Source organism: Paenibacillus sp. FSL H3-0457, assembly GCF_037981725.1.
GTDB classification, from domain to species: Bacteria; Bacillota; Bacilli; order Paenibacillales; family Paenibacillaceae; genus Paenibacillus; species Paenibacillus amylolyticus.
This window is the reverse complement of sequence record NZ_CP150283.1, coordinates 302,435-325,253: the sequence shown is the minus strand read 5'-3', so window position 1 is coordinate 325,253 and position 22,819 is coordinate 302,435. Positions and strand designations below refer to the sequence as shown.

At 49.2% G+C, this 22,819-nt stretch carries 11 protein-coding genes, 17 tRNA genes and 3 rRNA genes; 1 reads left to right on the top strand and 30 read right to left on the bottom strand.

Annotated elements, in window-relative coordinates; genetic code table 11:
* Positions 1-163: 163 nt before the first annotated feature.
* The 29 genes from iolE to MHH25_RS01370 form a co-directional block, all read right to left on the bottom strand.
* Positions 164-1,066 (bottom strand): myo-inosose-2 dehydratase, encoded by a 903-nt coding sequence (iolE, locus tag MHH25_RS01510; protein WP_127551649.1) that lies wholly within the window; start codon positions 1,064-1,066, stop codon positions 164-166.
* A 53-nt stretch (positions 1,067-1,119) separates the two neighbouring features.
* The gene (gene iolD / locus MHH25_RS01505; protein WP_340018937.1) at positions 1,120-2,985 is read right to left on the bottom strand and encodes a 3D-(3,5/4)-trihydroxycyclohexane-1,2-dione acylhydrolase (decyclizing); all 1,866 of its coding nucleotides are present in this window, start codon (positions 2,983-2,985) and stop codon (positions 1,120-1,122) included.
* Positions 2,986-3,363: 378 nt separating this feature from the next.
* A tRNA-Gly gene (locus tag MHH25_RS01500) sits at positions 3,364-3,434 on the bottom strand.
* A 10-nt stretch (positions 3,435-3,444) separates the two neighbouring features.
* Positions 3,445-3,518 (bottom strand) — tRNA-Pro (locus MHH25_RS01495).
* Between the two features lie 7 nt (positions 3,519-3,525).
* Positions 3,526-3,604, bottom strand: a tRNA-Leu gene (locus MHH25_RS01490).
* A 17-nt stretch (positions 3,605-3,621) separates the two neighbouring features.
* Positions 3,622-3,698: transfer RNA gene (locus MHH25_RS01485), tRNA-Arg, on the bottom strand.
* A gap of 7 nt (positions 3,699-3,705) precedes the next feature.
* A tRNA-Gly gene (locus tag MHH25_RS01480) sits at positions 3,706-3,780 on the bottom strand.
* A 10-nt stretch (positions 3,781-3,790) separates the two neighbouring features.
* A tRNA-Leu gene (locus MHH25_RS01475) sits at positions 3,791-3,871 on the bottom strand.
* A 6-nt stretch (positions 3,872-3,877) separates the two neighbouring features.
* Positions 3,878-3,953, bottom strand: a tRNA-Lys gene (locus MHH25_RS01470).
* Between the two features lie 10 nt (positions 3,954-3,963).
* Positions 3,964-4,049 (bottom strand) — tRNA-Tyr (locus MHH25_RS01465).
* A gap of 9 nt (positions 4,050-4,058) precedes the next feature.
* Positions 4,059-4,134, bottom strand: a tRNA-Thr gene (locus tag MHH25_RS01460).
* 20 nt (positions 4,135-4,154) lie between these two features.
* Positions 4,155-4,230 (bottom strand) — tRNA-Phe (locus tag MHH25_RS01455).
* 17 nt (positions 4,231-4,247) lie between these two features.
* A tRNA-Asp gene (locus tag MHH25_RS01450) sits at positions 4,248-4,325 on the bottom strand.
* Between the two features lie 27 nt (positions 4,326-4,352).
* A tRNA-Met gene (locus MHH25_RS01445) sits at positions 4,353-4,426 on the bottom strand.
* 16 nt (positions 4,427-4,442) lie between these two features.
* A tRNA-Val gene (locus MHH25_RS01440) sits at positions 4,443-4,518 on the bottom strand.
* Between the two features lie 6 nt (positions 4,519-4,524).
* A tRNA-Glu gene (locus tag MHH25_RS01435) sits at positions 4,525-4,596 on the bottom strand.
* A 4-nt stretch (positions 4,597-4,600) separates the two neighbouring features.
* Positions 4,601-4,676, bottom strand: a tRNA-Asn gene (locus MHH25_RS01430).
* 1 nt (position 4,677) lies between these two features.
* Positions 4,678-4,753: transfer RNA gene (locus tag MHH25_RS01425), tRNA-Ala, on the bottom strand.
* A gap of 33 nt (positions 4,754-4,786) precedes the next feature.
* A tRNA-Ile gene (locus MHH25_RS01420) sits at positions 4,787-4,860 on the bottom strand.
* Between the two features lie 38 nt (positions 4,861-4,898).
* Positions 4,899-5,015: ribosomal RNA gene (gene rrf, locus MHH25_RS01415) — 5S ribosomal RNA — on the bottom strand.
* Between the two features lie 80 nt (positions 5,016-5,095).
* Positions 5,096-8,021, bottom strand: a 23S ribosomal RNA gene (locus tag MHH25_RS01410).
* Positions 8,022-8,329: 308 nt separating this feature from the next.
* A 16S ribosomal RNA gene (locus MHH25_RS01405) occupies positions 8,330-9,882 on the bottom strand.
* Together the 16S, 23S and 5S rRNA genes with 17 tRNA genes alongside form the textbook arrangement of a ribosomal RNA operon.
* 520 nt (positions 9,883-10,402) lie before the next feature.
* Positions 10,403-10,948 (bottom strand): GNAT family N-acetyltransferase, encoded by a 546-nt coding sequence (locus MHH25_RS01400; protein WP_340018935.1) that lies wholly within the window; start codon positions 10,946-10,948, stop codon positions 10,403-10,405.
* A gap of 51 nt (positions 10,949-10,999) precedes the next feature.
* The gene (locus MHH25_RS01395) at positions 11,000-12,604 is read right to left on the bottom strand and encodes a response regulator (RefSeq protein WP_340018934.1); all 1,605 of its coding nucleotides are present in this window, start codon (positions 12,602-12,604) and stop codon (positions 11,000-11,002) included.
* Entirely contained in the window at positions 12,601-14,469 is a 1,869-nt protein-coding gene (locus MHH25_RS01390; protein WP_340018933.1) for a sensor histidine kinase, read from the bottom strand. The genes MHH25_RS01395 and MHH25_RS01390 overlap by 4 nt, the downstream gene beginning before the upstream one ends.
* Positions 14,470-14,497: 28 nt before the next feature.
* The gene (locus MHH25_RS01385; protein WP_100526499.1) at positions 14,498-15,346 is read right to left on the bottom strand and encodes a carbohydrate ABC transporter permease; all 849 of its coding nucleotides are present in this window, start codon (positions 15,344-15,346) and stop codon (positions 14,498-14,500) included.
* Positions 15,343-16,293 carry a sugar ABC transporter permease gene (locus MHH25_RS01380; RefSeq protein ID WP_036616398.1) on the bottom strand — a complete coding sequence of 317 codons (951 nt, stop codon included), beginning with the start codon at positions 16,291-16,293 and terminating at the stop codon, positions 15,343-15,345. Before MHH25_RS01380 ends, MHH25_RS01385 begins: the two co-directional genes overlap by 4 nt.
* 47 nt (positions 16,294-16,340) lie before the next feature.
* Complete coding sequence (locus MHH25_RS01375; protein ID WP_315371281.1) at positions 16,341-17,681, bottom strand: ABC transporter substrate-binding protein; 1,341 nt, start codon at positions 17,679-17,681, stop codon at positions 16,341-16,343.
* Between the two features lie 262 nt (positions 17,682-17,943).
* On the bottom strand, positions 17,944-20,187 hold the full coding sequence (locus MHH25_RS01370; RefSeq protein WP_340018932.1) for a glycoside hydrolase family 88 protein: 2,244 nt from the start codon (positions 20,185-20,187) through the stop codon (positions 17,944-17,946).
* Between the two features lie 563 nt (positions 20,188-20,750).
* On the opposite strand from MHH25_RS01370, the gene MHH25_RS01365 reads away from it, so the two are divergent.
* The gene (locus MHH25_RS01365) at positions 20,751-21,578 is read left to right on the top strand and encodes a methyl-accepting chemotaxis protein (protein ID WP_017691152.1); all 828 of its coding nucleotides are present in this window, start codon (positions 20,751-20,753) and stop codon (positions 21,576-21,578) included.
* A 162-nt stretch (positions 21,579-21,740) separates the two neighbouring features.
* On the opposite strand, the gene MHH25_RS01360 is transcribed toward MHH25_RS01365, so the two are convergent.
* Positions 21,741-22,559: an endonuclease/exonuclease/phosphatase family protein gene (locus MHH25_RS01360; protein ID WP_211083739.1), complete on the bottom strand. Its 819-nt coding sequence runs from the start codon at positions 22,557-22,559 to the stop codon at positions 21,741-21,743.
* Positions 22,560-22,819 lie beyond the last annotated feature (260 nt).

Sequence of the window (22,819 nt, the reverse complement as noted above, 5' to 3'; positions counted from 1 at the left end):
GTTCTATATGGATATCTAGACTAGTTACTCATTCAATCGTGAGGATTAGTAATCGGCTAGAATAAGTCAGTTTTATTTTCCAATCGTAACGTTATACTCTTGCTGGCCTTCTTCCTTTTTCGCTTCATAGGTGTGGCCTCTGACCGCTACAATGCTAAACGAATCAGCTGTGTTGGTATAACGACTCCATATAGTTCAAAGATCGCTTCGCATACTCATATGGGTTATGAATCGCAGGGTCCTGCTCTCCTTCAAGCATCGCCCAGCCATCGTACCCTCGTGTGATCAGTTCTTGTAGAATTGGTGCAAAATCAATGCATCCATCGCCTGGTACAGTGAACACTCCTCTACGAATACAGCCGACAAAGTCAGATTGCTCCGCGCGTGCTTCATCCAGCACATGCGGGCGGATATCTTTCAGATGGATATAGGCGATCCGATCATAATGTTTGCGCAGCAGTTCAAGTGGATCGGCTCCGCCGTAGTACGCATGACCAGTATCATAGAGCAGATACACGAGAGAAGGGTCTGTCAGCTCCATCAGTCGATCAATCTCATCCGGTTGCTCTACCACTGTGCCTCCATGATGATGGTACGTAAGCTTCAACCCATGTTCACGGGCAATGGCTCCTGCTTCATTCAATCCTTCAGCGAGGATATGCCATTCAGATTCGCTGAGTCTAAGCACTTCTTTTTCATTCGGTGTCCGTCTTGGATCAAAATGAAGTGACCCGCCTACCTCCGCCGTACTGATCACCTTACTGCCCATGGATTGCAGAAATTCCGCATGTCTGCGATAACTGTCCAGCTCCGACTGACGATACGCCGGATCGGAGAATAGCACCGATTTCCACTGGGAGACCAGCTTGATATTCCTTTTACTCAATTCCTCACGCAATATAGCAGGATCAGTTGGATATTTACGTCCCATCTCTGTACCTGTCAGCCCAAGACGCTGAATGTCATCCAGAATCTGCGCACATGTTGTCGCATCACCATGCTCCTTCACATCTTCACCGACCCAATTGATCGGATGAATCCCAAGCTGGAATGGCAGCTTGCTCATTGCCCCACGTCTCCTTTGTCGTTCAACATTGTGGTTCACTATATTAAACCGGATTAAATCGGTCTTGCTTTGGCACGGTTGGCTTGCATGGTGTGATGAGCATGAACTACCTTTTCTTCGGCAGATACCTCAGGTACACCCACATTCCACCATGACTCGTATCCACCTGCGTTAGTTCCAGGCACGACCGGAATCTCAATCAACGTACTCACTGTTTCGTTCTTCGCATCTCGGAGTGCTTGTTCCAGCTGTTCTGCTGTCTCCGCTCTATAGGATTTGGCTCCCATGCTTCGGGCGTGTGCAGCAAAGTCCATTGGCATGTAATCCCCGGTCAGTCGTCCACTCTCGGATTCCCGATAACGGAACTCATTGCCGAACCCGTCACTACCATGTTCCCGCTGTAAATTATGAATACATTGGAATCCATTGTTGTTGAATAATAGAACGGTCATCTTCTTCTGTTCCTGCAAACTAGTCACAAACTCCGAATGCAGCATCAGATAACTGCCATCCCCTACCATGGCGTACACTTCACGATCCGGCTCGGCAAGTGCTGCTCCGAACGCTCCACTTACCTCGTACCCCATACAGGAGAACCCATACTCCATGTGATACGTCTTTGGTTCAGCCGCACGCCACAGACGATGCAGATCACCCGGCAGACTGCCCGCCGCACACACAATAACGGAGGATGGATCAATGGTCCGGTTAACGATGCCAACTGCTGTAGTCTGTGCCAGCCCTGCTTCATGTTGAGCTGCATACAGCCGATCCACTTCTGCATTCCATTCAGCGCGGAGATCAGCGATTTCGGATGCGCCATATGCACATCGGTATTGTCTTTCCTGCAATTCCTTCTGCAAAGCCTGCAATCCTTCGCGTGCATCTGCCAGAATGGCTTCTCCGCCTAACTTGGCGGCATCCATGCCGTTCAGGTTAATGTTGATGAATGAAGCTTCCGGATGCTGAAAAGCAGAGCGGGACGCCGTCGTGAAATCCGAGAACCGCGTACCGACGCCGATCACCACATCCGCTTCTCTCGCCAGCCTATTGGCTGCCAGAGAGCCGGTAACCCCGATGGCCCCCACATTCAGTGGGTGGTCCCAAGAAACTGCGCTCTTGCCCGCCTGCGTCTCGGCGATCGGAATACCAAATGCCTCGGCGAACTCCACGAGTTGAACGGACGCCTCAGAGTACAACACACCGCCGCCTGCAACGAGCAGCGGCTTTCTGCCTCGGGCAATCTGCTCCGTTGCCCGTTCAATGGCTGCCTGTACCGGGGGGCGACGGTCCAGATAATGTACTTTGCGGGCAAAGAACGATTCCGGGTAATCGTACGCTTCTGCCTGCACATCCTGCGGCAATGCGAGCGTTACTGCTCCCGTCTCTGCTGGATCGGTTAGCACACGCATCGCCTGTGTAACAGCAATCATCAGCTGTTCGGGACGCACAATGCGATCCCAGTACTTGCTGACGGCTTTGAATGGATCAGTGGCTGAGATTGTATAATCACTGCTCACTTCCAACTGCTGAAGTACCGGGTCCGGTTCCCGTGTAGCAAAGTTATCTCCTGGAAGCAATAAAACCGGAATCCGGTTCACCGTTGCAGTAGCTGCCGCCGTAATCATATTCAAAGCACCAGGTCCAATGGATGTTGTACATGCATAGATCTGTCTACGGTTCTTCTGCTTGGCATAAGCCGCTGCCGTATGCACCATACCTTGTTCGTTCTTGCCTTGCATATACGTCAGGCTTCCCGGACTGCGCTCCAGCGCTTCTCCAATGCCTGTTACATTGCCATGTCCAAAAATACCGATGATTCCCTTAACAAACTTGGTTTCCACCCCGTCAACCGAGATATATTGCTGATCCAGGTATCGAAGCAGTGCCTGAGCCATCGTTAGTCGAATTGTATTCATGAATTGATCGCCGTCCTTTCCTTTACGGGTTAAGCGCTTAATCTACGTTAAGTTTAAGCGCCTTACCCCTAAAGGTTAAGCGCTTAATTGATATGGTATTACAGGTTAATGATTTACGCAAGCTATTTTTGTAAGCGTTCTTATAAATTGTGATAAAGAAAAGATATTCTTGTGTTCGAACATGTGTTAGACCTTCTCTATTTGAACACCTCCACAATGACTAAGGACAGACTTAAAAGAGAAGGGAATATATCGTGAGGATGGGATACACGCTAAAGCCATATAATCCGTGATCTTTGCATACAATTATGATCAATATGCCTGTGAATGCAAAAAAAGAAAGAGACGGTGAGTACCATCTCTTTCTTTTCAATATAAAGCGGGTGATGGGAATCGAACCCACGCTATTAGCTTGGAAGGCTAAAGTTCTACCATTGAACTACACCCGCATAACAACAATCGGGATGACACGATTTGAACATGCGACCCCCTGGTCCCAAACCAGGTGCTCTACCAAGCTGAGCTACATCCCGTTATCTATACCGGCGAGAGGACTCGAACCTCCACGGTTTCCCACTCGATTTTGAGTCGAGCGCGTCTGCCATTCCGCCACGCCGGCAAAATATGAAGTTATAATGGCGCGCCCTGAGAGATTCGAACTCCCGGCCTTTTGATTCGTAGTCAAACGCTCTATCCAGCTGAGCTAAGGGCGCAAAATATTGGAGCGGAAGACGGGAATCGAACCCGCGACCCTCGCCTTGGCAAGGCGATGCTCTACCGCTGAGCCACTTCCGCAAATAAAGGATGCGCGTGGAGGGACTTGAACCCCCACGTCAAAGACGCTAGATCCTAAGTCTAGTGCGTCTGCCAATTCCGCCACACGCGCATATAATGGTGAGTCATGAAGGGCTCGAACCTTCGACACCCTGATTAAAAGTCAGGTGCTCTACCAACTGAGCTAATGACTCATAGAAAAACTGGTGGAGGATGATGGATTCGAACCACCGAACCCGTACGGGAGCAGATTTACAGTCTGATGCGTTTGGCCGCTTCGCTAATCCTCCAGGATTACATGGTGCCGGCGAGAGGACTTGAACCCCCAACCTACTGATTACAAGTCAGTTGCTCTACCAGTTGAGCTACACCGGCGTATTACATGGTGTTATAAATGGTGGCTCGGGACGGAATCGAACCGCCGACACGAGGATTTTCAGTCCTCTGCTCTACCGACTGAGCTACCGAGCCTTACTAGATTAAAAAAATGGCGGAACCGACGGGATTCGAACCCGCGATCTCCTGCGTGACAGGCAGGCATGTTAGGCCAACTACACCACGGTTCCAGATCACTTTCTCAAAGGAAAGTATAATTGCGGGGGCAGGATTTGAACCTGCGGCCTTCGGGTTATGAGCCCGACGAGCTACCGGGCTGCTCCACCCCGCGTCGTTATAAAGTTATATGGTGGAGGCTGAGGGGATCGAACCCCCGACCCTCTGCTTGTAAGGCAGATGCTCTCCCAGCTGAGCTAAGCCTCCATATTATGACCCGTAGGGGATTCGAACCCCTGTTACCTCCGTGAAAGGGAGGTGTCTTAACCCCTTGACCAACGGGCCTTACTGGCTCCCCGAACAGGGCTCGAACCTGTGACAACTCGATTAACAGTCGAGTGCTCTACCAACTGAGCTATCAGGGAATGGTGGAGCCAAGCGGGATCGAACCGCTGACCTCCTGCTTGCAAGGCAGGCGCTCTCCCAGCTGAGCTATGGCCCCATACACTTTGTATTTCTTGTTGTGGTCTTGCTATGGGCCCTGGTGGACTCGAACCACCGGCCTCACCCTTATCAGAGGTGCGCTCTAACCAACTGAGCTAAGGGCCCTTATCAATTTTCGAAAAAAAATACCCCAATGGGGTTTCGCTTGGCGGCGTCCTACTCTCCCAGGACCCTGCGGTCCAAGTACCATCGGCGCTAGAGGGCTTAACGGTCGTGTTCGGGATGGGTACGTGTGGAACCCCTCCGCCATCGCCACCAAACGCATAGCTTAGCTTACATTCAGAGTTGTTGTTCTCTGAAAACTAGATTCGAAACGAAACACGCGAATTACAACTTGCTATTGGATAAGCCCTCGACCGATTAGTACTGGTCAGCTCCATGCATTGCTGCACTTCCACCCCCAGCCTATCTACCTCGTCGTCTTCAAGGGGTCTTACATACTGGGAAATCTCATCTTGAGGGGGGCTTCACGCTTAGATGCTTTCAGCGTTTATCCCGTCCGTACATAGCTACCCAGCGGTGCTCCTGGCGGAACAACTGGTACACCAGCGGTACGTCCATCCCGGTCCTCTCGTACTAAGGACAGCTCCTCTCAAATTTCCTACGCCCACGACAGATAGGGACCGAACTGTCTCACGACGTTCTGAACCCAGCTCGCGTACCGCTTTAATGGGCGAACAGCCCAACCCTTGGGACCTACTTCAGCCCCAGGATGCGATGAGCCGACATCGAGGTGCCAAACCTCCCCGTCGATGTGGACTCTTGGGGGAGATAAGCCTGTTATCCCCAGGGTAGCTTTTATCCGTTGAGCGATGGCCCTTCCATGCGGTACCACCGGATCACTAAGCCCGACTTTCGTCCCTGCTCGACTTGTAGGTCTCGCAGTCAAGCTCCCTTATGCCTTTGCACTCTTCGAATGATTTCCAACCATTCTGAGGGAACCTTTGGGCGCCTCCGTTACTCTTTAGGAGGCGACCGCCCCAGTCAAACTGCCCACCTGACACTGTCCCCGCACCGGATTACGGTACTAGGTTAGAACCTAGATACGATCAGGGTGGTATCCCAACGTTGCCTCCACACAAGCTGGCGCTCATGCTTCAAAGGCTCCCACCTATCCTGTACAGATCGTACCCAAATTCAATATCAAGCTGCAGTAAAGCTCCATGGGGTCTTTCCGTCTTGTCGCGGGTAACCTGCATCTTCACAGGTATTAAAATTTCACCGGATCTCTCGTTGAGACAGCGCCCAAGTCGTTACGCCATTCGTGCGGGTCAGAATTTACCTGACAAGGAATTTCGCTACCTTAGGACCGTTATAGTTACGGCCGCCGTTTACTGGGGCTTCGGTTCACAGCTTCGGATTGCTCCTAACCACTCCCCTTAACCTTCCAGCACCGGGCAGGCGTCAGCCCGTATACTTCGCCTTACGGCTTCGCACAGACCTGTGTTTTTGCTAAACAGTCGCTTGGGCCTTTTCACTGCGGCCCCCTCGTGCTATTCACACTACCGGGGCACCCCTTCTCCCGAAGTTACGGGGTCATTTTGCCGAGTTCCTTAACGAGAGTTCTTCCGCGCGCCTTAGAATACTCTTCTCGCCTACCTGTGTCGGTTTGCGGTACGGGCACCATCACCTGGCTAGAGGCTTTTCTTGGCAGTGTGAGATCATGACCTTCGCTACTATAATTTTCGCTCCCCATCACAGCTCAGCCTTACAATGTGCGGATTTGCCTACACATCAGCCTTACTGCTTAGACGGACATCCATCAGTCCGCGTCACTACCCTACTGCGTCCCCCCATTGCTCATAACGGCTTACGGTGGTACAGGAATTTCGACCTGTTGTCCTTCGACTACGCCTTTCGGCCTCGCCTTAGGTCCCGACTTACCCTGAGCGGACGAGCCTTCCTCAGGAACCCTTAGGCTTTCGGCGGATCAGATTCTCACTGATCTTTTCGTTACTCATACCGGCATTCTCACTTGTATAATGTCCAGCGCTCCTTACGGTACACCTTCAACCCTTATACAACGCTCCCCTACCCCTGATGCAAAGCATCAAGCCATAGCTTCGGTGGTGTGTTTAGCCCCGTTACATTTTCGGCGCAGAGTCACTCGACCAGTGAGCTATTACGCACTCTTTCAATGGTGGCTGCTTCTAAGCCAACATCCTGGTTGTCTGTGCAACTCCACATCCTTTCCCACTTAACACACACTTGGGGACCTTAGCTGATGGTCTGGGCTGTTTCCCTTTTGACAATGGATCTTAGCACTCACTGTCTGACTCCCGGAAGTAAGTCTATGGCATTCGGAGTTTGACTGAGCTTGGTAACCCTTGCGGGCCCCGCACCCAATCAGTGCTCTACCTCCACGACTCTGTTTTCCGAGGCTAGCCCTAAAGCTATTTCGGGGAGAACCAGCTATCTCCGAGTTCGATTGGAATTTCTCCGCTACCCCCACCTCATCCCCGCATTTTTCAACATGCGTGGGTTCGGGCCTCCAGTGCGTGTTACCGCACCTTCACCCTGGACAGGGGTAGATCACCCGGTTTCGGGTCTACGTCCACGTACTACATCGCCCTATTCAGACTCGCTTTCGCTGCGGCTCCGGCTCTTCACCTTAACCTTGCACGGGAACGTAACTCGCCGGTTCATTCTACAAAAGGCACGCCATCACCCCTAAAACGGGCTCTGACTTTTTGTAAGCACACGGTTTCAGGTTCTATTTCACTCCCCTTCCGGGGTGCTTTTCACCTTTCCCTCACGGTACTGCTTCACTATCGGTCGCTAGGAAGTATTTAGCCTTGGCAGATGGTCCTGCCGGATTCATACGGGGTTTCACGTGCCCCGCACTACTCGGGATCCGTCTCGGAGGGAACAGACTTTCAACTACAGGGCTTTTACCTTCTTTGGCGGGCCTTTCCAGACCTCTTCGCTTAACCGGTTCCTTTGTAACTCCATGTGAGACGTCCCACAACCCCAAAGAGCAAGCTCTCTGGTTTGGGCTTCTCCGCGTTCGCTCGCCGCTACTGACGGAATCACTATTGTTTTCTCTTCCTCAGGGTACTTAGATGTTTCAGTTCCCCTGGTATGCCTCTACACAACCTATGTATTCAGTTGTGAGTAACTGGAAATTACCCCAGCTGGGTTTCCCCATTCGGACACCCCCGGATCAAAGCTTGCTTACAGCTCCCCGAGGCAGTTTCGTTGTTCGCCACGTCCTTCATCGGCTCCTAGCGCCTAGGCATCCTCCGTGTGCTCTTAGTAGCTTAACCTCGTGCTCCGGTTTCGACTGCTCGCTTCCCTTGTTTTGCTTGCGCAAAGCCAAAATTCGCTCCCATTCGATACCATCGTACGTGCAATCTACCGTTTTTATTGAAACTTGTTTTAACACAAGTTCAGCTAAAAAGGAATGTTCTAATTCGCGTTTGTTTCGTTTCGATATCTAGTTTTCAAAGAACAAGCTCCATGCAAAAGCAAGCTGTTTTGAGAGTTTGAGCTCTCAAAACCGAACAACGAGTGAGTGTTTTGCAGCTAAGCTGCATATTTGAATGTTTCCGTTGCAGGAAACGATTCTCCATAGAAAGGAGGTGATCCAGCCGCACCTTCCGATACGGCTACCTTGTTACGACTTCACCCCAATCATCTATCCCACCTTCGGCGGCTGGCTCCTTGCGGTTACCCCACCGACTTCGGGTGTTATAAACTCTCGTGGTGTGACGGGCGGTGTGTACAAGACCCGGGAACGTATTCACCGCGGCATGCTGATCCGCGATTACTAGCAATTCCGACTTCATGCAGGCGAGTTGCAGCCTGCAATCCGAACTGAGACCGGCTTTGTTGGGATTGGCTCCATCTCGCGATTTCGCAGCCCGTTGTACCGGCCATTGTAGTACGTGTGTAGCCCAGGTCATAAGGGGCATGATGATTTGACGTCATCCCCACCTTCCTCCGGTTTGTCACCGGCAGTCTATCTAGAGTGCCCACCCGAAGTGCTGGCAACTAAATATAAGGGTTGCGCTCGTTGCGGGACTTAACCCAACATCTCACGACACGAGCTGACGACAACCATGCACCACCTGTCTTGAATGTTCCGAAGAAAAGGTACATCTCTGCACCGGTCATTCAGATGTCAAGACCTGGTAAGGTTCTTCGCGTTGCTTCGAATTAAACCACATACTCCACTGCTTGTGCGGGTCCCCGTCAATTCCTTTGAGTTTCAGTCTTGCGACCGTACTCCCCAGGCGGAGTGCTTAATGTGTTAACTTCGGCACCAAGGGTATCGAAACCCCTAACACCTAGCACTCATCGTTTACGGCGTGGACTACCAGGGTATCTAATCCTGTTTGCTCCCCACGCTTTCGCGCCTCAGCGTCAGTTACAGCCCAGAGAGTCGCCTTCGCCACTGGTGTTCCTCCACATATCTACGCATTTCACCGCTACACGTGGAATTCCACTCTCCTCTTCTGCACTCAAGTCACCCAGTTTCCAGTGCGATCCGGGGTTGAGCCCCGGGATTAAACACCAGACTTAAATGACCGCCTGCGCGCGCTTTACGCCCAATAATTCCGGACAACGCTTGCCCCCTACGTATTACCGCGGCTGCTGGCACGTAGTTAGCCGGGGCTTTCTTCTCAGGTACCGTCACCTTGAGAGCAGTTACTCTCCCAAGCGTTCTTCCCTGGCAACAGAGCTTTACGATCCGAAAACCTTCATCACTCACGCGGCATTGCTCCGTCAGGCTTTCGCCCATTGCGGAAGATTCCCTACTGCTGCCTCCCGTAGGAGTCTGGGCCGTGTCTCAGTCCCAGTGTGGCCGATCACCCTCTCAGGTCGGCTACGCATCGTCGCCTTGGTGAGCCGTTACCTCACCAACTAGCTAATGCGCCGCAGGCCCATCCCCAAGTGACAGATTGCTCCGTCTTTCCAGTTTCCTTCAGGCGAAGAAAACAATTATTCGGTATTAGCTACCGTTTCCGGTAGTTGTCCCAAACTTGAGGGCAGGTTGCCTACGTGTTACTCACCCGTCCGCCGCTAAGTATCAAGGAAGCAAGCTTCCTATCAACTCCGCTCGACTTGCATGTATTAGGCATGCCGCCAGCGTTCGTCCTGAGCCAGGATCAAACTCTCCAATAAAGTATTGAAAAGAGCGATAAGCTCATTTTGAATCTGACGAGATTAAAAATCTCATTTGTGCTCCAGTCGATCCAAGCCAAGGCTTGTCTCAAACTTTCGCGTTCATTCTGCAAGCAGAATGTTTACTCACTCGTTGTTCAGTTTTCAAAGATCAAACTTGTTTTCGTCACCGAGCGTCGTTCTCCTCAGCAACTTTTATATCATAACACTTCCGAACCAACTTAGCAAGCTCTTTTTTTCAAGTTTCTTTCGAAGCTTATTTGTTTTGCCTGCGGCACTTTGTTTCTCGTGTTTTTTTGGCCGGAAATAGAATATATCATATACACAACACAATTACTACTTGTAAAATATCCCATCTGAAAACTTATTATATATTTGATTCAATCTCTTCATAATCTCTTTTTCCAATGGCAATATCCTCTTACTATATCCTATATACACTCACCGGTCTAATCTATCTCAATAATAGGTTGTGAATAGACCCATTCAACATCATTACTGCTTTTCACTTTTTATACTATTAGTCTCTGAACATGCCCATCACTATCGTGTTGTGATACTGTCCATCCGTGTGTCTACGATCCTTTTTCAAAATACCTTCGATCTCGAAGCCACTCTTTTGGTATAACTTGATTGCCTTTTCATTGGATGCCAGCACGTTCAACGTCATCTTCTCTACACCAGTCTGGTCTGCCCATTCTATCGACTTCTCTAACAAGTTCTTGCCAATCCCATGCCCCCAGAACTCTCTGGATACACACACGCCGAACTCAACTTTATGGCAAAAGCGCTTCAGCTCTGTACCTTCACATCGGGAGTATCCCACAATCTCACCCGCTACTACAGCAACAAGGAACAGATTCCGTGACTTCTCAGTGTCCAAATGGATGATCCGCCTAAACCCGGCTGCGTCGATATACGCCTCGCCCTCTTCACGATCCATGTTCTCGGTTTCCCCATCGATTTGTACACGTAGTGAAGACAAGGCCTCAGCATCCTTTTCCTCTGCCGATCTAATGGAGTAAGATAAGCCTTTAATGTAATATTCCTGCTGATCGATCATCATAAGAACCATACCTCCTCTTCCACTTTATTTAATTACTATACCTGTATCGCTCTACCCCACCTCAGACGGACTCTTGCCCGTAAGCATTTTGAACACCTGGCTAAAATACGTTGCATTACGGAACCCCGTCATCTCGCTCACCTCATATACCATGTAATGTCCCGACTGCAACAGTTCCAACGCCCTCTGAATCCGGTACCCGTTCAAATAACTCACGAAATTCTCACCGGTCACCCTTTTGAACAGTTGACTCAGATACTTCGGATGTACAAACAGCCCCTTGGCGATCGCTTCAAAACTAATCTCTTCGGCGTAATGAAGCTCTACATACTGTTTCACCTGCTCGATAAGTTTATTGCTTTTCTTCTCGCCCATCTCCTTACGTATCTGTTCCAGCCAGTCGCAGATAATACGATCCATCCAGTTTACCAGATCATGCAAAGCATATTTCGATTGAATTTCACGCAAAAAATCACTCATCGCCAACGGCGGCGCTAACATAGGATGAAGTCGGTTCCAGCTATGCATCAACGTGTCAAACAGACTGACCGCCACAACCTGTACATCCTGTATCCCAACACATTTCCCCTCTTTCAGCAAAAGGCAAATATGATGCCATACCTCTTCCGCCAAGTCAGGTCGAATATCCGCCCAAGCCTCGTTCCATTGACGAAGCAATAATGAATAATCGGTCACACTTGGTTCTGTTTCCTCTGATGTTTCATAGTGGTAGATACGACTTCCACCTTGAAACTCTGCTTTTTCCACCGCTTCCCTGCTCTCGAGATAGGAATCTATCACCTCACATGGGTGACTCTTGGATCTTCCGATTCCAGCACTCACTTCAATTTTCAGATACGTAAAGATCTGATCGATCATCCTCTCCACCAATGGCAGGCATTCTTCCAGATGATCTTTATCTCCTAATAGAAGCAACACAAATACCTGATCCGAATAATCAACAATCTCTACCTGACCATTCATGCGCGCCGCTTGCTCCTTCACCGTCTCCTGAATAATATCGGCCGCCCCATAGCGGAGAAGTTGCCAATCCCGTTCTTTCATTCGTGTCAAAAATACGGGGCGATTCAGTTGCAGACTAATGGCGCGTGTCTGGGAGGACATATGAATGCCTATATAGTCCATGCGTTCTTTGGGAAGCTCGTCTGCCCGATATCGCGTAGTCAGCAGTTCGTGAAGAAATTGTTTGCGCAAATACGGAAGTACCCGTCCGACCTCCTGCTTGTACGTCTGCTCCAGTCGCTCATGTCGCTCTCGCACATCTTGTTCCAGTAACACCTCACGCAGCACAGACTCAATCTCCTCAACCTCTGCCGGCTTCAGCAAAAAGTGATTCACCCCCCAGCGCATGGCTGCCCGGGCGTTCTCGAATTCGTCATATCCACTAAGAATGATGATCGGCAAGTGGGGATGATCACGTCGCAACGTCTGTGTGATCTCAAGCCCGGTCATCCCCGGTAGATATACGTCAGTCATAACGACATCTGGATGCATGCGGTGAAACAGCTCCAGCGCATCCAAGCCATTGGAAGCAGTGCCTGCAATGCTGAGGCCCAGAGAAGGCCAATCGATATGATCTGTTAATGCCTTTACAATATGAGGATCGTCATCAACAAGCATAATGGTCTTCATCATTTTTCACCGTCCAGCCATAGATTTAATTGCTCGTCGGTCTCAATACGCGGCAGCGTAATGGTCACTTCCACTCCACCTGACTCTCTATCGCTCAGTTGAACACCATACCTCTTCCCACAATAAAGCTGGATGCGCTGATGTACATTCCGTACGCCGATGCCACACGTCTCTTCGAGTTTCCACCCCTCCGGCAACCCCCGCCCATTATCCGTGATACGAATGACGATATCCTCATGCGGGCCAACCACTTCGTGCATATGCACCTGAATTCGAAGTGTGCCTTCTTCAGGGTGCCCGTGCATAACGGCATTTTCGATGAAGGGCTGCAAAATGATCTTGGGAATGTAACAACCGCGAATATGCGGATCGATCTGCTCCTGATATTGAATGGAGAACGGTAGCCGCTCTGACTGGATGTTAACGTAGCAACGGGCATGTTCCAACTCATCACGAACCCGTATAAACAGTCTCCCTCCACTCAGTCCGATCCGTAACAGCTTACTGAGTTGTACAATCATGCGACTGATATCCTTGGCTTCGTAATCAAGTGCGCGCCAGTGGATCATGTCGAGGGTGTTGTATAGAAAATGGGGTTTGATCTGGGCCTCAAGCAAGCCCGTCTGGGCTTCACGCTTAGCCCGGCTCTCATCCTTCACCTGTTCCATCAGCATCGTGAGCTGTGAAGCCATGTGATTGAAGCCATAAGCCAAGTGGGCATATTCCTCCGTAAACGAAAGTTGGACCCGGGTATCGAAGTCCCCTTTCTCCAGTTGTCTCATTCGCTTGATTAATTGTCGCAAAGGTCGGATGATCTGCCTTACAAACAGGTACGCCAGCACAGCTGAGCATAATAGTCCCAGCACGGCGATGCCGAGGATCTGCCAGCCCGCTTGTCTGAGCGGAGATAACAGTGTATATACCGGAATAGTCTGTACGAGGCGCCACTGAAGCATAGCTGGCCTGGAGTACAGCACCAATTGAGCACCTCCGGGTTGGCCGGAAACTACTTCGTACCCGTCTGCACCATGCTGGACATGTTCCTGAATCCATGCACTATCTATAATAGAAGAAGATGAATTTACAGCTTCCCCCGTTTCCTGTACTGTACTCGCTTCATTTCTTCGATCCGCTCGTTCATTCTCCCCTGTTGGATCAACTCTCCCCATCTGCATTACGACATTACCAGCCGTATCTACCAACAGGACTTTTCCATCAAGCACCATGGGTACATCAGCAAACCTGCGTACGATGTCGGCTCTACTCAGTCGAATGAGCACATAGGCAACCGTCCCGCCACGACTGTCGAAAATCCGTTGGGCGTATCCGACCAGGGATTGGCCAGATTCGTTCTCACGCAGCGGAACCCAAGCCGCATCAGCCTTTTCCAGCGTAGCAAACCAAGAGTCGTGTGCGATGGTGTTCACCGGAAATATGCGATCAGCCATAGTCACTGTCACTTCATTAAAGGCATCCGTATACAGTTCGATGGAAGTGATGCCTTCACTCACGACCATGGTATGATCTAGAATTCGAGAGACCTCTCTCCGCTGGTGAATCTGTGCAAGCCTGCCCGTATCAGCCGTTTCGAGCAGACTGGACAGTTCCCGATTGCTTGCCAAAGCATAGGAAGTTCCGGTTACCCCTGTGATGAAATCAAATCCCCGACGTGTGCTTTCGTTCAGAAGAGCCAGGCGTGCTTTGCTAATCTCGGCAAAGGTGACTGCTGAGAAAGACTGATATGCCAGCCAGACCACAACCGAGACGAGCAGGAGATTAAACGCAATAAAGCAAGTCACCATCAACGTGGAGAGCTTGCTTTGTTGCAGCTTTTGATTAATAAATGAAGACCATCTTCCTTTCCTCATGGAAAAATCAACTCGTTTCGTCTTGGAATTACCCTTTGAGCCCAGAGGTCGCGATTCCTTCCACGAAGTACTTTTGACACACGATAAATACGATAAAACATGGCACCAGCGACAACACCGACATGGCAAACATCGGGCCCCAATCGGATTGAGAGCTGGAATCAAGGAACAGGCGCAGACCTAGCGGCACGGTGTATTTGCTAACGTCACTCAGGTAGATCAACTGACTGAAGAAGTCGTCCCATGTCCACAAGAACGTAAAGATCATCGTAGTAACCAGTGCTGGAAAAGCAAGCGGAATGATGATTTTGGTGTAAATTTTCACAGGACCGCATCCATCAATGGTTGCTGCCTCATCCAGCTCTTTGGGCAATCCCCGGAAGAACTGCACCATGAGAAAAATGAAGAAGGCGTCGGTCGCCAGCCATTTTGGCACCACAAGCGGCAGATACGTATTCACCCACTCCAGGTGGTTGAAGAGAATATACTGCGGGATCAGCGTCACATGATGGGGCAGCATGATCGTCATAAGCATCAGTCCGAAACAGATGGCTTTGAAACGAAAATTTAGTCGGGCGAAGGCATATGCAGCCATAGAGCAGGAGATGACATTGCCCAGCACGGCGCCAAGCGACAGGATGACAGAGTTGGTCAGAAAGCGGGCGAACGGGTTGCCCTGAATTCCCGACCAGCCATTCATGTAATTTTGCCAATTCCATTCCTGTGGCCAAAACCAGGTCTCTGTAAAGATCATATGTCCCGGTTTGAATGAGCTGCCCAGCATCCAGAGGATCGGGTAGAGCATGACAAAGGCGATGCCTGAGATCAACACATGTTTGCTGACGACCCATGCTGTAGAGTTCCGTTGTCCAATCATGATTTCCCACCATCCTCATAGTGCACCCACAGCTTGCTACTGCGGAATACGAGCAATGTAAATACGCCAATCAGGATGACCAGCACCCAGGCCATCGCAGAAGCATAGCCCATCTGAAAGAATGAAAATCCTTTTTTGTACAGATACAGAGAGTACATTAAGGTTGAGTTCACTGGCCCTCCGCTACCATTACTGATAACAAAAGCCTGCGTGAACGATTGAAAGGATGTAATCAGCTGCATGACAAGATTGAAGAAGATAACGGGTGACAGAATCGGCAACGTTATATAGAAGAATCTCCGCAGAGGACCTGCACCATCTACCGCTGAGGCTTCATCATACTCGGGTGGAATCTGCTTCAGGCCTGCCAGGAAAATAATCATCGACGATCCGAACTGCCACACGGATAACAGCACGATGGAGTACAGAGCATACTTCGGATTCGCTACCCAATCGGGCGCTTTAATGCCTACCATGGCAAGCACACTATTGAGTAGCCCGTCCCCACCCAGCATTTTACGCCACAACATCGCAATCGCCACGCTACCTCCAAGCAATGTCGGGATGTAATACACCGTCCGGTAAATACCGAGCCCTCGAATCCCTTTGTTGAGCAACATCGCTACAAGCAGCGCGAAAATCAATTTTACCGGTACGGATACAGCGACATACGTGAAGGTGACTTTGAGCGACTGGGTGAACAGTTTATCCGATGTAAACATCGTGGTGTAGTTATCCAGACCGACCCAGGAAGGGGCGGCCAGGATACTGTAATCGGTGAACGAGATGTATAACGATACCAACATTGGACCTAGGGTAAGGAATAACAATCCGACAAGCCATGGGGCGAGAAACAGAAGTGCGGCTCCATTATGCGCATATCTCCGTTTTACCCGCCGGGTAGTTACACGCTCGATTCGGGCTTGACTGACCTGTGATGTCGTCATCTTCGCAACCTCCCCGCAGAATTAGAAGTGTGAGACAGTTTCAATCATTATTGACTCGATCCAAGCGTAGCCTTGGCTCCTTCAATAAACTGGGCAATGACATCTGGAGTATTACCTTGACCGAAGGCGATCTGCTCGCTTGCGCTCTTGAAACTTGTGTCCACTTCAGCAAATCCTTGCGGGTATGGCGGGTCAATCTCGCTGGAGTTCTTCGATACAGTATCGATAAATTGGAAAATGGTTTGCTCCGCTTCCGGCAGCGTAGGCTGCATCTGTTCACGAATGCTGGAATTGACCGGCACCCCACGTTCAGAACCAAGAATAGCGGTTGCTTCTGGATCATTGACCATGAAATCAATGAACATGGCAACTTCCTTTGGATGTTTGGTTTTACCATAACCGGAGAGGAACTGGCCTGGTTTCAGATATTCACCGATTTGCTTTTCACCTACACCATGCGGAAGCACTTGTATGCCAAGCTTATGATCCTGGTTTTTGTTCACCTGCTGGAATGTCAGCAATTGATTGGACCATGCAAAGTCCATGGCGGCTGTGCCCAGTGAGATCGGTCGTGTCTCCAGCGCATTGGTTGTGGATGCCGTTATCTCCGCTGTAGTCACTCCACCATTCTCGCGTAGTGCGCTCCACATATCGAACCATTGTTGAAGCTCCTCGCTGGTAGCTGTCATTGTGCCACCGTCGAACAATCCTTTCCCGGATTGCCGAATAAACACTTCAAACATGTTCGTTGTACCGGAAATGTCTGCCGATCCATAGAACCCCTCACCTTTGGCTGCGGCGATCTTGGTTGCAATATCCCCAAAATCCTTCCATGTCCAGCTCTCTTGTGGTTCTTCTATACCTAATTCCTGAAATACGGTGGCGTCATAGATGACACCTGGTGCGTTAACTCCGAGGGTAATTGCATATAATTTATCGTCAATCGAACCGGCTGTAATCATGCTCTGATCATGATCCTCTGTCCGCAGCTCTTTGCTCTCTGCAAACGGAGTCAGGTCAAGCAAGGCACCACGCCGGGCAAAGTCAGTCAAAAAGGCGTAATCCATCTGGATGATATCTGGTGCATTTGAACCGGCTACCTGTGTAGTCAACTTGTCAAAGTAACCGTCCCAACCGGAATATTCAGGTTTAATGGTGATTCCCGGATGTTTCTCTTCAAACAATTGGATCACTTTGGTCGTCAGATCATGTCTGGTCTGTGATCCCCACCAGGTCATGCGCAGTTCAATCTTGCCTGATGAATCTCCTTCACTTCCACTTGCTTCCCCAGAAGAAGAAGATGTATCGGCGGCCCCTCCAGAACAGGCTGTAGCGAACAATAACAGGGACAGACAGAACAGGGTTACCCACTTTTTTGTAATCATCATAAATGAATTTCCTCCCCTTTTTGCATTTATGGAATCGCTTACAAAACCTATTGTATCGGTCTATTACTGTACATGACATAAACAAAAGTAAGCTTTCCTGTCAAAAAAGTAAGGAGTTACAGGAATCAAAAACCACCAGGAATGATATTCCCGGCGGTGATGATCCCGTCTCAAATATGATTACGGATATACAACCGTATTACGTGGAGCAGAAGACTGTTGTATAGAAACGATAGTATGAAAATCAGACCTCGGCGGTCTGTCAGGAATGTGAGACGGCAGGTGAAGACACCCTGTGTTCAGCCAGATGTTTCTTCATTTTTGCTACTTCAGTTCCTGCCAGCATCATAATGCCTATTCCGTGATTGTCATTGGTAACGGTACGCAAGTCCTGATCATAATACTCTGCCGTAAACGCATATCGTGATCCGCTACACACGCCATGCACACTCCCTTGACGATCAATGGCTTTGCAGATAAGTCCCTTCCAAGCCCGCTCGGCAGCTGTGACGTAAACTTCAGGGTCTTTGAACCAGCCAAAGCGTACACCTCTCGCAAAACCATAGGCAAACATCGCCGTGCAGGAGGCTTCTTCATACGTCTGCGGAACATTCAACACCTGATGCCACAACCCACTTTCCCCTTGAAGCGCTGCGTACCCCTCACACAGCTCATTGAAGAAATCTATTAAGGCTGGGCGCTCGGGATGCTCTGTTGGCAAAGCTTCCAATACCTCTGTCAAGGAAAACAGTGTCCAGCCATTTCCCCGTCCCCATGGAATCTGCGTTGCCTGTCCGTATTTGAAATCATACACATGGGACATGATCTTGAACTCAGGCATAAACAGATACTTCCGATACAGTGAAAATTGTCTGGCGGCTTCATCCAATGCGGCTGAGTTGCCTGTCACCCGTGCATAACGAACGAGAAACGGCGTGCTCATATAGAGGTCATCTGCCCACATGGTATTCTCGGCATACTCCCCTACACATGTGCGATAAAATGCACCATCCTCCTGCCGTTCCAGGCGGGAAAGCATGAAATCTGCAATCCGTTCAGCAATCGGAAGAAACGTTGGTTCATGACACTCTGAATACGCTTCTAGCATGGCCGAACCAAAAGAACCACAGTTATCCAGCATTTTCAGCATGACCAATTGTTGATTGACTGCCGGGAAACCATACTGCTCCCGATCCCATAAGGAGTATTCATACATCTGGGTACATGCCTGCACATGCTCAGCCGCATAACGTGTAATGTCCGGTCTTTGCAAATAACGCCCCGTCCGTAGTAGACCATATACAGTGACACCCAATGGATAATCCCAGCGACCATAATTGGTCACACTGCCCACTGTCCATTTGTTGCTTAACATCGCGTTCTCATAATAAGGTCTGATCCAAGCATCCGGTCGATCTAAGCGCCAATACGTCTGTTCTAGACCCGTTTGATACACTCGGTCCGTTCGAGTCAGATCCGCCAAGTCCGGTTCAACCTCCGACTCAAAAGGTCCAACATATAACCAAGACTCTCCATTAGCTCCGTGCACACGCTGAGGAAGTTCCAGTGAGAGCGGCTTACCCGACACGGTTGCGTTCAAATTAAAATGCCAAGGTCCAGCCGTATCGTCATATTCACTTCGGACAAGCAGGTCACTCCGCCCAAAAGAAGCTGGTACATCCACCTCGAACGGGCCCGCTTCCTTCACTTGCGCCACAGGCTTGCCGCTAATCCATATACTTAGAGAACCGGAAGATTGACCTGACAATCGCACTGCATTCCCGGTTGAATCGTTATTGTTCAGGTGGGTCCAAGCATAAGCATGCTTACCAGCAAGATTTCCGTATATTCGCTCGAAAGCTGGCTTGGTTTTATCTTCATCAGACCAGCCTGTCTCAGGCAGCCAGTTCAAGCTGACGTCTGATTCTTTTCCAAGCAGGTCCGGTTGTTTACTCGTGGCTGGGTTCGGTTGGGAGAACACCCACCCCGCTTGCCCCTGTCTCTCCTGAAATGGAGCATATACATTCAAAATTCGCACTTTTCCTTCATCTGACCCAAATTGGCAGCCAAATCCGGCAGGGGTGTTTTTCATCTCCAGCCAAATGGTGTTCCAACCAGGCTTGATATCGATGCTGAGCTTCACCGTTGCGTCTGGACTAATCTCATCCATTACGGTAGAGCGATAGACCAACTGCTCATTGAAATAGAAACGAACAGGCCCATAACAGCGGACCAACACGTCCAGATTCCGGTCCTCGTCCCCCCAAACCAATGCAGCTGCGTAGGATATATGGTCTTTAGGCGCATCAGGAAAGCGTTTACCTAAATTCAGATCATAAAGCCCTTTTTCATTTTGCAAAATACCAGACTTCTGGAATACCCGATATACAAAATCAGCCTGCGCATTGGCTCCAATATACCTCTCGGCCAGTACCTTCAACACCTGATCCTGATCTTCTCCAAATCGGTAATACATGCTCTGCGGTTCACTGAAATAGGTCGTCATCGATGGCACACATCCTTCTTCTGTTGAAATAAAGTCTTATATCATAGCATTCATACCGTCCACACTAGAGCACTAAACTAATATGCAGTAATAAAGTATAGCGCTTAACCTAGGTGGGTAATCCCCTTACCGGGAAATAGGTATGTCCCTTGGTTATCTTCTGAATAGCCGAATAATAATCCCAGTATAACTGACATGTTCGGTGGTGGCTACAGATTTTTAATTACGCTTTCAAAAAATCAGAAAATTCGGTTTTTACTTCGCCAATTACACCTTCATTGGGACATTAATTCAAAAAAACGGAAAATGTTACCGATATAGAAACTATATATGTTGAACTAATCATTTACACAGAAACGTAGAGGACAGAAAAAAACTGAAAAAGCGAAGCGTTCGCCTTTATCACCGGATTTTTCCCTTGAGAAAAGGGAATCAAAAAAATCTGGGGATAACAGCGATTGGAAGGTTATTCTGTCATCGGAGTGTACGTGTGAATATATCTTTAGTTCAACTTATATAGATTGAAAAATTCCACTTTTTGTATCGGGAAGGAAAGATGCACATTGAATACTCTTGAATCTCTGGTAAATGCTATGCCTTTTGTTAGCCAAATGTTCCGTGACGACATATCCATATCCATTAATGATCATGAGAAAGTATTGTATTTTTCCGAAGCAAAAAGTCTGGAGATTGGCGTGAAGGTTGGGGATGAGCTGCATGATGATTATAAACATTTCAAAATGCTGACTAACAGAGATTCCCGTACCGTGGCACGCATGCCTGGTGATCTGCAGGGCAGACCTTTTGATGCCATTCTAATCCCTATTAAAGAGAACGATCAGGTCGTGGGTATATTGGGTGTGAACTACGCACTGGATAGTCACATGACACTGGAAACGCTGATCCGTGAAAACGAAACAACCATTAATGCGCTCGTCGGCGGCATTCAGCAGATTGCGGCACATTCCGAGGAACTCTCCGCGACATCGGAAGAGATTCTGCGCAATTCCAAAAAAGCTTCAGAGAACTCGGTCAGTGTAAGTAAAGTAACAAACGTCATTCGTGAAGTATCGGAACAAACCAATCTGCTTGGACTAAACGCCATGATAGAGGCAGCCCGTGTGGGCGATCAGGGGGCCGGATTCGGTGTGGTGGCCAGTGAAGTACGTAAACTGTCGGATCATACGAAACAAGCAGCAGCTGATATCGAATCGTCCCTAGGCAGCGTGCAAGATTCCATGAAACATATGGAGCAGGAGATCGGTCAGATTACAACCGCAACAGTGGATCAGGCCAAGCTTGTTACCGAGTTCATGGAAAGTATCGAACAGCTTAGTGAGACAAGCGCGAATCTGAAAAAGTTCGTACATCAGATGCTGGCGCTCGAATAACAATAGAGTTCCACAACAGAAAGAACAAACGATATGAAATGTACATAACAAATGATTTATAATGTGAAAAGCCTCCGGCCACTTCCCTTTACAGGAAGTCAGCGGAGGCTTTGTTTCGTACTTGCGGTGATATCACCTTTACGGTTTATGCTCACACGGCTGTTATATCTCTACAGCGACGCCAAAATGGTCAGACACGACCGGTCCGTTTTTACCATTCAAGACCACGGTAGAAGATTTAGCCTGAATCGGACGATTGGAGAAAATATAGTCGATCCGAAGATCGCGTTTGTTATCTGCCCAGCCGGCAATGGCCTTCACCACGGTTGCTCCTTCATCCTTTTGCAATGCTGTGGTGTACAGGTCATTCCAGCCTTTGCTCATCATATAATCATAGCCTTCACCACGCACTTCCGCGACATTATTGAAATCACCCATTATATATAACGGCTGGTCCATGTAGGGGGCAAGCTTGCTCTCCGTCAACTCCCACTGTCCCTTGAAAGGTTCCTGCGCATCATCCCACCAGTTATAGTGTCCATTCACAAACCAGGTTGCTTCACCTTGGACGACCGTCTGGATTCCCACAATTTTGCGTGTACGATAGTTGTTATAATCCCGCATGTGGGACACGTATTCCCCAAAAGCCTGCTTAATTGGCGTCCGGCTAAGGATCGCCAGTCCTTCATCGTATTTTTGAAACCCGACATGAGCCGGAATCCACGTCCAGTAATATTGCTCTGTCAGCTGCTGAAGCAGGACGTAGGCATAGTTGTCTTTTTTAATCACAGCATCGGATTCAGTAGCATAATACATCTTCAGTTCTTCTTCAGAAAGCGCGACTTCCTGCATCGATTGGTTGACCTCCTGCATGGAGATCACATCAAATTGATGTGTATTAATAAAATCAGCCAGCTGACTGATCTTGTTCAGTTGATCCTCTTCCGCCCAAGCGTGTGTGTTTAACGTAAGTATTTTCATATGCTCTCTCCTGTTGTGTGTAATATGGCCGTTTCCCCGGCCTGCATCGTTCCTGAAAGGAATACATACCATAAGCATACACAATATGGTGCAATCATGCATTCCGTCCGCCAGCAGAACCGACGTGTTCATCCTGATTCCAGTTGGTCTAAAATAACTTCAAATTCTTCATAACCCATGCACGGATTGGCTCATAACTGATATGATGGATACAACAAATTTACAACATCACGTCATAGACGTGGTGATTACTGAACCTA